Source organism: Enterobacter sp. 6722112 (assembly GCF_058661685.1).
In genome coordinates, this window is the sequence record NZ_JBZWGR010000007.1 from 658,767 (window position 1) to 671,374 (window position 12,608).

11 protein-coding genes are annotated in these 12,608 nt (G+C 53.6%); 8 read left to right on the forward strand and 3 right to left on the reverse strand.

The genetic code is table 11. The annotated features are described in order from the left end of the window. Nucleotides 1-108: 108 nt before the first annotated feature. From dapD to map, 3 genes are all read right to left on the reverse strand, one after another. Nucleotides 109-933 carry a 2,3,4,5-tetrahydropyridine-2,6-dicarboxylate N-succinyltransferase gene (dapD, locus tag AC4OVU_RS04670; RefSeq protein ID WP_003856214.1) on the reverse strand — a complete coding sequence of 275 codons (825 nt, stop codon included), beginning with the start codon at nt 931-933 and terminating at the stop codon, nt 109-111. 32 nt (nt 934-965) lie between these two features. Beyond that, nucleotides 966-3,641 carry a bifunctional uridylyltransferase/uridylyl-removing protein GlnD gene (gene glnD / locus AC4OVU_RS04675; RefSeq protein ID WP_110292748.1) on the reverse strand — a complete coding sequence of 892 codons (2,676 nt, stop codon included), beginning with the start codon at nt 3,639-3,641 and terminating at the stop codon, nt 966-968. 62 nt (nt 3,642-3,703) lie between these two features. Beyond that, the gene (gene map / locus AC4OVU_RS04680) at nt 3,704-4,498 is read right to left on the reverse strand and encodes a type I methionyl aminopeptidase (protein ID WP_015572721.1); all 795 of its coding nucleotides are present in this window, start codon (nt 4,496-4,498) and stop codon (nt 3,704-3,706) included. Nucleotides 4,499-4,819: 321 nt separating this feature from the next. Between map and rpsB the strand changes: the two genes are divergently transcribed. The 8 genes from rpsB (at nt 4,820) to rseP (ending at nt 12,584) form a co-directional block, all read left to right on the forward strand. Next, nucleotides 4,820-5,545, forward strand: a complete 726-nt coding sequence (gene rpsB / locus AC4OVU_RS04685) for a 30S ribosomal protein S2 (RefSeq protein ID WP_003856207.1) — start codon at nt 4,820-4,822, stop codon at nt 5,543-5,545. Between the two features lie 117 nt (nt 5,546-5,662). Continuing rightward, entirely contained in the window at nt 5,663-6,514 is an 852-nt protein-coding gene (gene tsf, locus AC4OVU_RS04690; protein ID WP_015572722.1) for a translation elongation factor Ts, read from the forward strand. A gap of 149 nt (nt 6,515-6,663) precedes the next feature. Continuing rightward, nucleotides 6,664-7,389: a UMP kinase gene (gene pyrH, locus AC4OVU_RS04695; RefSeq protein WP_002889306.1), complete on the forward strand. Its 726-nt coding sequence runs from the start codon at nt 6,664-6,666 to the stop codon at nt 7,387-7,389. 167 nt (nt 7,390-7,556) lie between these two features. Further along, on the forward strand, nt 7,557-8,114 hold the full coding sequence (frr, locus tag AC4OVU_RS04700) for a ribosome recycling factor (protein ID WP_017383739.1): 558 nt from the start codon (nt 7,557-7,559) through the stop codon (nt 8,112-8,114). Nucleotides 8,115-8,206: 92 nt separating this feature from the next. After that, nucleotides 8,207-9,406 carry a 1-deoxy-D-xylulose-5-phosphate reductoisomerase gene (ispC, locus tag AC4OVU_RS04705; RefSeq protein WP_023315432.1) on the forward strand — a complete coding sequence of 400 codons (1,200 nt, stop codon included), beginning with the start codon at nt 8,207-8,209 and terminating at the stop codon, nt 9,404-9,406. Nucleotides 9,407-9,591: 185 nt separating this feature from the next. Continuing rightward, nucleotides 9,592-10,350 carry a (2E,6E)-farnesyl-diphosphate-specific ditrans,polycis-undecaprenyl-diphosphate synthase gene (gene ispU, locus AC4OVU_RS04710; protein ID WP_003856176.1) on the forward strand — a complete coding sequence of 253 codons (759 nt, stop codon included), beginning with the start codon at nt 9,592-9,594 and terminating at the stop codon, nt 10,348-10,350. Nucleotides 10,351-10,362: 12 nt separating this feature from the next. Next, a complete protein-coding gene (gene cdsA, locus AC4OVU_RS04715) occupies nt 10,363-11,220 on the forward strand; it encodes a phosphatidate cytidylyltransferase (RefSeq protein ID WP_003856175.1) in 858 nt (285 codons plus the stop codon). Nucleotides 11,221-11,231: 11 nt separating this feature from the next. Beyond that, a complete protein-coding gene (gene rseP, locus AC4OVU_RS04720; protein ID WP_058700299.1) occupies nt 11,232-12,584 on the forward strand; it encodes a sigma E protease regulator RseP in 1,353 nt (450 codons plus the stop codon). Nucleotides 12,585-12,608 lie beyond the last annotated feature (24 nt).

Sequence of the window (12,608 nt, forward strand, 5' to 3'; positions counted from 1 at the left end):
GGTACCCTTGATCTCAACATAACCTATGAATAATTAACGAAAAAATCTATTTTCGCCACCTTCGGATATAAAAAAAGCGGGGTTGCCCCCGCTTTTTGTTATACCCGATTAATCGATGGTGCGCAGCAGTTCATTGATGCCCACTTTACCGCGCGTTTTCGCGTCCACTTTTTTCACGATGACCGCGCAATACAGGCTGTATTTGCCATCTTTAGACGGCAGGTTGCCGGAAACCACAACGGAACCAGCTGGAACGCGGCCGTAGTGAATTTCACCGGTTTCGCGATCGTAAATACGGGTGCTCTGGCCAATATAAACGCCCATGGAGATCACAGAACCTTCTTCGACGATCACGCCTTCAACCACTTCGGAACGTGCGCCGATGAAGCAGTTGTCTTCGATGATGGTTGGGTTAGCCTGAAGTGGCTCAAGAACGCCACCGATGCCCACACCGCCGGACAGGTGAACGTTTTTACCGATCTGCGCGCAGGAGCCGACGGTAGCCCAGGTGTCCACCATGGTGCCTTCGTCAACGTAGGCGCCGATGTTCACGTAGGATGGCATCAGCACGGTGTTGCGTGCGATGAAGGCACCCTGACGAACGGCCGCCGGTGGTACTACGCGGAAGCCCTCTTTCTGGAAGCGCGCTTCGTCGTAATCCGCAAATTTCATTGGTACTTTATCGAAGTAGCGGCTTTCTGCTCCGTCGATAACCTGGTTATCGTTGATGCGGAAAGAGAGCAGCACAGCTTTCTTCAGCCATTGATGAGTAACCCACTGACCGTCGATTTTTTCTGCCACGCGCAGCGCGCCGGAATCCAGCAGGGAAATAACCTGGTTTACCGCTTCACGGGTCACGGTATCCACATTTGCCGGAGTGATGTCGGCGCGACGCTCAAAAGCGGACTCAATAACGTTCTGTAACTGCTGCATTGTTTACTCTTTCCATTTCACTAAAAAACACGTCACCCTTTATCGTTTGGATTGAGGGCTGCTGTCAACCGTTGTTGCACTTCAAGTTGCAGGTCATTATTAAGGGCACGCCGGTCGGCCGTCGCGATTATAAATAAATCTTCTACTCGTTCGCCAATGGTTGTAATTCGGGCGCCGTGAAGCGAAATTCCCAGATCGGCAAAAACCTGACCGACGCGGGCGAGCAGCCCTGGCTGGTCGAGCGCAATCAGCTCAAGGAACGATTTACGGTCGGTATGGGTCGGCAGGAAATTGACCTCGGTATCGACGGTAAAGTGGCGCAGTTTTGCCGCCTGACGACGCGGCTGCGGAGGTTGCCAGCTGCGCTGCGTAATCGCCTGCTCGAGGCCAAAGCGTATCCCCTCATGCCTGTCCGACGACAGCGGGCTGCCGTCCGGCTCCAGCACAATAAAGGTGTCCATCGCCATGCCGTCGCGGGTGGTAAAAATCTGCGCGTCGTGAACGCTCAGGTTACGCCTGTCCAGCTCGGCACAGACCGCTGCAAACAAATAAGGCCGGTCCGGGCTCCAGATGAAAATTTCCGTCCCGCCGCGCGTGGCCTGCGGGCTGAGCAGAATCATCGGTTTTGTCAGGTCGTGCTTCAGCAGATGCCGGGCGTGCCAGGCAAGCTGGTTTGGGCTGTGGCGCACAAAGTAGTTGGCGCGACAGCGCGCCCAAATCTGATGCAGTGCCTCTTCGTTGATGTTATCCATGCGCAGCAGGGCCAGCGCCTGCAACTGATGGTGGCGCACACGCTCGCGCATGTCGGGGGGGTTCTGCATCCCGCGACGCAACTGTTTTTCGGTGGCGAAGTAGAGTTCGCGCAGCAGGCTCTGCTTCCAGCTGTTCCACAGGGTTTCGTTGGTGGCGCAGATATCGGCTACCGTCAGGCAGACCAGGTAGCGCAGGCGGTTCTCCGTTTGCACTTCCTCGGCGAACTGCTTGATCACTTCCGGATCCTGAATATCACGACGCTGAGCGGTAACTGACATCAGCAGATGATGGCGAACCAGCCAGGCGATAAGCTGCGTTTCACGCGAGTTCAGGCCGTGCAGCTCGGCAAATTTCAGCACGTCCTGGGCACCGAGCACGGAGTGGTCGCCGCCGCGACCTTTGGCGATATCATGGAACAGGGCGGCGATCAGGATCAGCTCCGGGTGCGCCAGACGTGGCCACAGATCAACGCACAGCGGATGGCGGGATCGCGTCTCTTCTTTAGCGAAGCTTTCCAGCTTCAGCATGACGCGGATCGTGTGCTCATCTACCGTATAGGCGTGAAACAGGTCGAACTGCATCTGCCCGACAATATGCGACCACTGGGGCATATAGGCCCACAATACGCTGTGACGGTGCATCGGCAGCAGACCGCGGCTGACGGCGCCCGGATGACGAAGCATGCTCAGGAACAGCGAGCGCGCCTCCGGGATGTAACACAGCGGCTGCTTCAGATGGCGTCGTGCATGGCGCAGATGACGCAGGGTGGTGGAGTAGATCCCGGTGATCGTGCTGTTGCGCACCATGGTGTAGAACATTCGCAGGATCGCTTCCGGTTCGCGGATGAACAGCGTTTCGTCGCGCAGATCGATAAGCGTGCCGCGCAGCTGAAATTCGTCATCAATCGGACGCGGTTTTTCGTCTGCCGTCAGCGCGAGGATCGCCTCATCGAACAGCTGTAACAGCATCTGGTTTAGCTCAGAGACGCGGCGGGTGACGCGGAAGAAATCCTTCATCATTTGCTCGACCGGCTCGTTGCCCTCGCCCTGGTAATTCAGGCGCTGCGCCACGCTGAGCTGTCGGTCAAACAGCAGGCGGTTATCGTAGCGGGTGACTTCCAGGTGCAGGGCAAAACGGATGCGCCACAGCAGATGCAGACACTCATTGAGTTCGTTACGTTCGGCTTCGGTCAGAAAACCAAACCCGACCATTTCGTCCAGTGATGTTGCTCCAAAATGTCGACGGGCGACCCATTGCAGCGTGTGGATATCGCGCAGGCCACCGGGGCTGCTTTTAATATCCGGTTCGAGATTATAGCTGGTACCGTGATAACGCTGGTGGCGCTGGTTTTGTTCTTCGACTTTCGCGGCGAAGAATTTTTCCGAAGGCCAGAAGCCGTCGCTAAAGATGTGCTTTTGCAGTTCGAGGAACAGCGCAACGTCGCCAATCAGCAGGCGGGTTTCAATCAGGTTGGTGGCGACGGTCAGGTCAGATAACCCTTCCAGCAGACACTCTTCCAGCGTGCGTACGCTGTGGCCCACTTCCAGCTTTACGTCCCAAAGCAGGGTCAACAGTTCACCGATTTTCTGCGCCCGATCGTCCGGCAGTTTTTTACGGCTTAAGATCAGCAGGTCGATATCAGAGAGCGGATGCAGTTCACCCCGGCCATAGCCGCCGACCGCAACCAGCGCGACGTCGCTCACCTGGCCGAAACCGTAGTCGATCCACAGACGTTGCAGGAGCTGGTCGATAAATTCGGTGCGCGCTTCAATGAGCTGCTCGGCCGAAACGCCTGCGTCAAATGCGCTACCCAGCCAGCGATGGAAAACTTCCATGTGGGCTTTGATATGCGCGCAGGTCAGCTCATGCGGTGGCCAGACGCCCGGGTTATCAGGCTGGTCGGGGAGGGTGGGAAGTGCTGTGTTAGCATACTGTTCGGGTAAGAGATTACTCATCGTGCGCCACCCATAAGAAAAAGCTATCGCCATTAAAAAAGCCGGCATTCGCCGGCTTCTTATCACTCAATGTTCGTCAGTATCGCCGGGATGGTGTCATCCTTGCGCAACGTCATAATTTCGCAGCCGTTGTCTGTAACCACAATAGTATGCTCGTACTGGGCAGACAAGCTTCTGTCTTTGGTTTTTACCGTCCAGCCATCTTTCATGGTACGGATGCGGTAATCACCCGCGTTGACCATTGGTTCGATAGTGAAGGTCATGCCCTTTTGCAGCACTACGCCGCCGTCGTCTGCATCGTAGTGCAGAACCTGCGGTTCTTCATGGAACACACGACCAATACCGTGACCGCAATATTCGCGCACCACGGAGAAACCTTCCGCTTCCACAAATTTCTGGATTGCGGCGCCGATGGTGCGCAGGCGGATGCCCGGCTTCACCATTTTCAGCGCCAGGTAGAGGCTCTCTTGCGTCACTTTGCACAGACGCTCGCCCAGAATCGTTGGCTTGCCAACGATGAACATCTTAGAAGTGTCGCCGTGGTACTCGTCTTTAATCACGGTCACGTCGATGTTGACGATGTCGCCATCTTTCAGCAGCTTCTCGTCATCCGGAATGCCGTGGCAAACCACTTCATTAATAGAGATGCAGACGGATTTCGGGAAACCGTGATAGCCAAGGCAGGCGGAGACCGCGTGCTGCTCGTTGACGATATAGTCGTTACAGATGCGATCCAGTTCGCCAGTGCTGACGCCCGGTTTCACAAACGGCTCGATCATTTCCAGCACGTCCGCGGCCAGACGACCGGCGACGCGCATCTTTTCAATTTCTTCAGGTGTCTTAATAGAGATAGCCATGTAATCTGTCCATCGGTGTCGATTTTTTCGACAATACTAGTGTAAGTGTTGTCAATGGTATCAGTCAGGCGCACCCCGTGCCAAATTGAGAATCATTAACAGCACACTCCGCCAACAATTATTGGTTTCTGGCCGTGTTTTGTGATATAAAGCGCGCCGGACTTCCGATCCATCTCAGATACACAGGCTGGACGGGAGCGACAAATCTCACTTTGTGTAACAACACACACGTATCGGCACATATTCCGGGGTGCCCTTCGGGGTCGGTAATATGGGATACGTGGAGGCATAACCCCAACTTTCAATATAGAGGTTTTAAACATGGCAACTGTTTCCATGCGCGACATGCTCAAGGCTGGTGTTCACTTCGGTCACCAGACCCGTTACTGGAACCCGAAAATGAAGCCTTTCATCTTCGGCGCACGTAACAAAGTTCACATCATCAACCTTGAGAAGACTGTACCAATGTTCAACGAAGCCCTGGCTGAGCTGAACAAGATCTCTTCCCGTAAAGGTAAGATTCTGTTCGTTGGTACTAAGCGCGCTGCAAGCGAAGCTGTGAAAGATGCTGCTAACAGCTGCGACCAGTTCTTCGTGAACCATCGCTGGTTGGGCGGCATGCTGACCAACTGGAAAACTGTTCGTCAGTCCATCAAGCGCCTGAAAGATCTGGAAACCCAGTCTCAGGACGGTACTTTCGATAAGCTGACTAAGAAAGAAGCGCTGATGCGTACTCGTGAACTGGACAAGCTGGAAAACAGCCTGGGCGGTATCAAAGATATGGGCGGCCTGCCAGACGCGCTGTTCGTAATCGATGCAGACCACGAGCACATCGCAATCAAAGAAGCTAACAACCTGGGTATCCCGGTATTCGCTATCGTTGATACCAACTCCGATCCGGACGGTGTTGACTTCGTTATCCCGGGTAACGACGACGCAATCCGTGCTGTTAGCCTGTACCTGAGCGCTGTAGCTGCTACCGTTCGTGAAGGCCGTTCCCAGGATCTGGCTTCTCAGGCGGAAGAAAGCTTCGTAGAAGCTGAATAATAAGGTTTTACCCCTTATTAGTACCGTGTATGAATAGGGGCCCATTATCGGCCCCTTTTTTCAATTTATACTGTTTGGCTCCCGGCCGGGCAGTTCACATCTCCCGAGGATTTAAGAATGGCTGAAATTACCGCATCCCTGGTAAAAGAGCTGCGTGAGCGTACTGGCGCAGGCATGATGGATTGCAAAAAAGCGCTGACCGAAGCGAACGGCGACATCGAGCTGGCAATCGAAAACATGCGTAAATCCGGTGCGATCAAAGCAGCTAAGAAAGCAGGCAACGTTGCTGCTGACGGCGTGATCATCACCAAAATCGACGGCAACTACGGCATCATTCTGGAAGTTAACTGCCAGACTGACTTCGTTGCTAAAGATGCTGGTTTCCAGGCATTTGCTAACAAAGTTCTGGACGCAGCGGTTGCAGGCAAAATCACTGACGTTGAAGTTCTGAAAGCACAGTTCGAAGAAGAGCGTGTAGCGCTGGTTGCTAAAATCGGTGAGAACATCAACATCCGTCGCGTTTCTTCCCTGGAAGGCGATGTTCTGGGCTCTTACCAGCACGGCGCGCGTATCGGTGTTCTGGTTGCGGCTAAAGGCGCTGACGAAGAGCTGGTTAAACAGCTGGCAATGCACATCGCTGCAAGCAAACCAGAATTCGTTAAGCCAGAAGACGTGTCTGCTGAAGTGGTAGAGAAAGAGTACCAGGTTCAGCTGGACATCGCGATGCAGTCTGGTAAGCCAAAAGAAATCGCAGAGAAAATGGTTGAAGGCCGCATGAAGAAATTCACCGGCGAAGTTTCTCTGACTGGCCAGCCTTTCGTAATGGATCCAAGCAAGTCTGTTGCTCAGCTGCTGAAAGAGCACAACGCTGATGTAACTGGCTTCATCCGCTTCGAAGTGGGCGAAGGCATCGAGAAAGTTGAGACTGACTTCGCAGCAGAAGTTGCTGCAATGTCCAAGCAGTCTTAATGATTGAAAAGGAGCCGCCTGAGGGCGGCTTCTTTTTGTCACCCGTCTCACGAAATCAGACAGGCTCCAGTATCGCTGTGCTGATTTGCGACATATCATGTCGCCAGAATTAACCCCATCTTAATCGTTGACAGTCTCAGGAAAGAAACATGGCTACCAATGCAAAACCCGTGTACAAACGCATTCTGCTTAAGCTGAGTGGCGAAGCGCTGCAAGGATCGGAAGGCTTCGGTATTGACGCAAGCATCCTTGATCGCATGGCACAGGAAATCAAAGAACTGGTCGAACTGGGTATTCAGGTTGGCGTGGTCATTGGCGGTGGCAACCTTTTCCGTGGTGCTGGTCTGGCGAAAGCGGGGATGAACCGCGTAGTGGGCGACCACATGGGTATGCTGGCAACCGTGATGAATGGCCTGGCGATGCGTGATGCGCTTCATCGCGCCTATGTGAACGCTCGCCTGATGTCCGCTATTCCTTTGAATGGCGTATGCGATAACTACAGCTGGGCAGAGGCCATCAGCCTGCTGCGCAACAACCGCGTGGTGATCCTCTCCGCCGGTACGGGTAACCCGTTCTTTACCACCGATTCCGCAGCCTGTCTGCGCGGTATCGAAATCGAAGCCGATGTGGTGCTGAAAGCGACCAAAGTAGATGGCGTGTTTACTGCCGACCCGGCAAAAGATCCTTCAGCGACCATGTACGATCAGCTGACCTACAGCGAAGTGCTGGAAAAAGAGCTGAAAGTGATGGATCTTGCCGCCTTTACGCTGGCTCGTGACCACAAACTACCGATCCGTGTCTTCAATATGAACAAGCCTGGCGCGCTGCGTCGCGTTGTTATGGGCGAAAAAGAAGGCACTTTGATCACGGAATAATTTCCGTCGGCGATAAATACAGGTAAGATTCCGCTTTATTTCGACGTGGTATCTTACCCGGGCGCGCCTTTGGCGTTGTCATGAATTAAACGCGACTATACTTAGCACACCTGTAGCGCTGTGCTGGCGGATAGTCTGCCTGAGACAAGTTTTCAAGGATCCGTAACGTGATTAACGACATCAGAAAAGATGCTGAAGTACGCATGGAAAAATGCGTAGAAGCGTTCAAAAACCAAATCAGCAAAATCCGTACTGGCCGTGCTTCCCCAAGCCTGCTGGATGGCATCATCGTAGAATATTACGGTACGCCAACGCCTCTGCGTCAGCTGGCGAGCGTGACGGTAGAAGATACCCGTACCCTGAAAATCAACGTGTTCGACCGCTCAATGAGCCCGGCCGTTGAAAAAGCGATCATGGCATCTGACCTGGGTCTGAACCCAAGCTCAGCCGGCGCGGATATTCGCGTTCCACTGCCTCCGCTGACGGAAGAGCGTCGTAAAGACCTGATCAAAGTAGTTCGTGGTGAAGCTGAGCAGGGTCGTGTTTCCGTACGTAACGTGCGTCGCGATGCGAACGATAAAGTGAAAGCCCTGCTGAAAGAAAAAGAGATCAGCGAAGACGACGATCGTCGTTCTCAGGACGACATTCAGAAAATGACCGACGCGGCCATCAAGAAAATTGATGCGGCGCTGGCAGAAAAAGAAGCGGAACTGATGCAGTTCTGATTTTCGCTGTACACTGATAAACGCCGTTCAGAAGGACATTGAGTCTTGCTGGCGGCGTTTTGCTTTTATCTGGTCTAACTTTTGGGCATCTCATGAAGCATCTCACTCTCCTCGGCTCGACCGGCTCTATCGGTTGCAGCACTCTCGACGTTGTACGTCATAATCCTGACAGCTACACCGTGGCCGCGCTTGTGGCCGGAAAAAACGTGCAGCGAATGGTCGAACAGTGCCTGGAGTTTACCCCCCGTTTTGCGGTGATGGATGACGAAGAGAGCGCCCGCCAGGTGAAAGCGCTGTTGCAGGAGAAGGGCTGCCGTACCGAGGTACTCAGCGGGCAACAGGCGGCGTGCGATATGGCCGCGCTTGATGAAGTTGATCAGGTCATGGCGGCAATCGTCGGGGCGGCGGGTCTTCTGCCGACGCTTGCCGCTATTGATGCGGGTAAAGATGTCCTGCTTGCGAACAAAGAGTCGCTGGTCACCTGCGGACGCCTCTTTATGGAAGCGGTAAAACAGCGTGGGGCGCGTCTTTTGCCGGTCGATAGCGAACACAACGCGATTTTTCAGAGTTTACCTCAACCTTTTCAACAAAACCTGGGGTACGCTGACCTGGAGCAGAATGGCGTTGTGTCGATTCTGCTTACCGGGTCTGGTGGCCCGTTCCGTGAAACGCCACTGTCTGAATTGAGCGCAATGACGCCGGATCAGGCGTGTCGTCATCCGAACTGGTCAATGGGGCGTAAGATCTCCGTCGATTCAGCCACCATGATGAACAAAGGTCTGGAATACATTGAAGCTCGCTGGCTGTTCAATGCGTCGGCGAAACAGATGGAAGTGCTGATCCACCCGCAGTCGGTGATTCACTCGATGGTGCGCTATCAGGACGGCAGCGTGCTGGCCCAGCTGGGCGAACCGGATATGCGTACGCCTATTGCTCATACGATGGCGTGGCCAAACCGCGTAAAATCGGGCGTTAAGCCTCTCGATTTTTGTAAGCTGAGTTCACTGACGTTTAGCGAGCCTGATTACGACCGTTATCCCTGTCTGAAACTGGCGATGACGGCCTTCGATCAGGGGCAGGCGGCGACAACGGCGCTTAATGCAGCCAATGAAGTGACCGTTGAAGCATTCCTGAATCAGCAGATCCGCTTTACTGACATCGCCGCGTTGAATTTATCCGTGCTGGAGATGATGGATTTGCGTGAGCCGCAGAGCGTGGAAGAGGTGCTGGCCGTGGATGAACAGGCACGCATTGTTGCGCGTAAACAGGTGACACGTCTCGCAAGCTGGTGATAAAGCAAGCACTAGTCGTCGTGCTATTTGTTAGCGTTGGGCTTCAGTGATATAGTCTGCGCCACCTGATCGCAGGTATTTGGCTTTAAGTGGTCAGGTAAGCCGTGGTTTGACACGGCTTTTTTATGTATAGGCTTCAGTATTCCTGTGTACCGTTAAATCCTTTCAGGGACTAAAAACGCGTTATGTTGTCTGCGAATCAACCAATAAGCGAAAACTTGCCAGCACATGGCTGTCGCCATGTTGCAATCATCATGGATGGCAATGGCCGCTGGGCGAAAAGACAAGGGAAGATACGAGCCTTTGGGCATAAAGCTGGGGCGAAATCTGTTCGCCGCGCCGTCTCTTTTGCCGCCAATAACGGCATTGATGCGTTAACGCTCTATGCTTTTAGCAGTGAGAACTGGAATCGACCTGCGCAGGAAGTGACTGCGTTGATGGAACTGTTCGTGTGGGCGCTCGATAGTGAAGTAAAAAGCCTGCACCGCCACAACGTCCGCTTGCGTATTATTGGCGAAACCAGTCGTTTTAACTCACGTTTGCAGGAACGGATTCGCAAAGCAGAAGCGCTGACGGAAAATAATACCGGCCTGACGCTCAATATCGCGGCGAATTACGGCGGACGCTGGGATATTATCCAGGGGGTTCGGCATTTGGCTGAGCAGGTTCAGGAAGGGCTGTTAAGACCCGACCAGATTGATGAAGAGGCGCTGAGTCAGCAAATCTGCATGAATGAACTGGCACCCGTGGATTTGGTTATAAGGACAGGGGGGGAACATCGCATAAGTAACTTTTTGCTGTGGCAAATTGCCTACGCCGAACTTTACTTTACGGATGTTCTTTGGCCAGATTTTGATGAACAAGACTTTGAAGGTGCGCTGCATGCCTTTGCCAATCGAGAGCGTCGTTTCGGCGGCACCGAGCCTGGTGGCGATAACGCCTGATGGGGGTAGCTTTTGCTGAAGTATCGCCTGATTTCCGCTTTTGTATTAATACCCGTCGTCATCGCAGCGCTGTTTTTACTGCCTCCGGTGGGATTCGCTATTGTTACGCTGGTGGTGTGTATGCTCGCCGCGTGGGAATGGGGGCAGCTTAGCGGCTTTACCTCGCGCACTCAGCGGGTATGGCTGGCGGTACTCTGTGGTTTTTTACTGGCCCTGATGCTGTATACCTTGCCTGAATATCATCATGATGTTCACCAGCCGCTGGTTGCCGGATCCTTATGGATATCGCTGGCCTGGTGGATTGCTGCGCTTGTTTTAGTGCTTTTCTATCCGGGCTCTGCGGCGATCTGGCGTAACTCTAAAGTGTTGCGCCTTATTTTTGGTCTGCTCACGATTGTTCCGTTTTTCTGGGGGATGGTTGCGTTGCGCGCCTGGCACTATGACGAAAACCACTACAGCGGCGCGATATGGCTGCTTTATGTGATGATTCTCGTCTGGGGGGCTGACTCCGGGGCCTATATGTTTGGTAAACTGTTCGGCAAACATAAACTGGCGCCAAAGGTTTCTCCGGGCAAAACCTGGCAAGGCTTCATCGGCGGCCTGTTTACGGCAGCGATTATCTCCTGGGGCTATGGCGTCTGGGCGAATCTTGAGGTTGCCCCCTCGACGCTGCTGGTATGTTCGATTTTCGCGGCGCTGGCATCGGTGCTGGGTGATTTAACCGAGAGTATGTTTAAGCGTGAAGCAGGGATTAAGGACAGTGGTCACCTGATTCCAGGACATGGCGGAATACTGGATCGCATTGACAGCCTTACCGCGGCTGTTCCCGTATTTGCTTGCCTGCTTTTACTGGTGTTTGGGACGATATAACGGAAGGTTTTATGCTGAGCATTCTCTGGAATCTGGCGGCGTTCATTGTTGCACTGGGTGTACTGATTACCGTGCATGAATTTGGCCATTTCTGGGTTGCCCGGCGCTGTGGTGTGCGGGTGGAGCGATTCTCGATTGGCTTTGGCAAATCGCTCTGGAAGCGCACCGATAAGCATGGCACCGAGTTTGTCATTGCTCTGATTCCCCTGGGCGGCTATGTCAAAATGCTCGACGAACGCGTTGAGCCTGTCGCCCCGGAACTTCGCCATAGCGCGTTTAACAATAAAACTGTTGGACAACGTGCTGCCATCATCGCTGCCGGCCCGGTAGCCAATTTCATCTTCGCTATCTTCGCTTACTGGCTGGTGTTTATCATCGGCGTGCCTGGCGTGCGCCCGGTCGTGGGCGAAATCACTACGGGTTCTATTGCGGCAACGGCGCAAATTACACCGGGAATGGAACTTAAAGCGATTGATGGTATCGAAACCCCTGATTGGGATGCCGTGAGGTTACAACTGGTTGCCAAAATTGGTGATGAGCAGACAACCGTCAGCGTATCGCCATTTGGTTCCGACCAGCGGCAGGAAAAAGTGCTGGATTTACGCCACTGGCGCTTTGAGCCAGACAAAGAGGACCCTGTCGCCGCACTCGGGATTCGACCGCGCGGCGCGCAGATCGAGCCGGTATTAGCCGAAGTACAGGCCAAATCGGCAGCGAGTAAAGCAGGTTTACAAGCGGGTGACAGGATCGTTAAAGTCGATGGTCAGCCATTAACACAATGGATGACCTTTGTTACTCTGGTGCGCGATAATCCAGGCAAGCCGCTCGCGCTGGAAGTGGAAAGGCAGGGGAGTTCGCTCTCACTGACTCTCACCCCGGATACCAAATCGGGCGGCGGTAAGGTGGAAGGGTTTGCAGGCGTTGTGCCGAAAGTGATCCCACTGCCAGATGAGTACAAGACAATACGCCAGTATGGGCCGTTTAGCGCCATCGTTGAGGCCACGGATAAAACATGGCAGCTGATGAAGCTTACGGTCAACATGTTGGGGAAATTGATAACCGGTGATGTGAAACTGAACAACCTCAGTGGGCCAATTTCGATTGCTCAGGGGGCTGGGATGTCAGCGGAGTTCGGGGTGATTTACTATCTCATGTTCCTTGCGCTGATTAGCGTGAACCTGGGGATAATCAACCTGTTCCCGCTTCCCGTATTAGATGGGGGCCATCTGCTGTTTTTAGCGATTGAAAAGCTAAAAGGCGGACCGGTATCCGAGCGAGTTCAAGACTTTAGTTATCGCATTGGCTCGATTTTGCTGGTGCTGTTAATGGGGCTTGCACTTTTCAATGATTTCTCTCGGTTGTAAGAGAGTTAGTTAGGAAGAACGCAT

Excerpts from the sequence above, each read along its gene's own strand:
- tsf (WP_015572722.1), top strand. The coding sequence starts at position 5,663 with ATGGCTGAAATTACCGCATCCCTGGTAAAAGAGCTGCGTGAGCGTACT.
- ispC (WP_023315432.1), top strand. The coding sequence starts at position 8,207 with ATGAAGCATCTCACTCTCCTCGGCTCGACCGGCTCTATCGGTTGCAGC.
- rpsB (WP_003856207.1), top strand. The coding sequence starts at position 4,820 with ATGGCAACTGTTTCCATGCGCGACATGCTCAAGGCTGGTGTTCACTTC.
- map (WP_015572721.1), bottom strand. The coding sequence starts at position 4,498 with ATGGCTATCTCTATTAAGACACCTGAAGAAATTGAAAAGATGCGCGTC.
- dapD (WP_003856214.1), bottom strand. The coding sequence starts at position 933 with ATGCAGCAGTTACAGAACGTTATTGAGTCCGCTTTTGAGCGTCGCGCC.
- rseP (WP_058700299.1), top strand. The coding sequence starts at position 11,232 with ATGCTGAGCATTCTCTGGAATCTGGCGGCGTTCATTGTTGCACTGGGT.
- ispU (WP_003856176.1), top strand. The coding sequence starts at position 9,592 with ATGTTGTCTGCGAATCAACCAATAAGCGAAAACTTGCCAGCACATGGC.
- glnD (WP_110292748.1), bottom strand. The coding sequence starts at position 3,641 with ATGAGTAATCTCTTACCCGAACAGTATGCTAACACAGCACTTCCCACC.
- pyrH (WP_002889306.1), top strand. The coding sequence starts at position 6,664 with ATGGCTACCAATGCAAAACCCGTGTACAAACGCATTCTGCTTAAGCTG.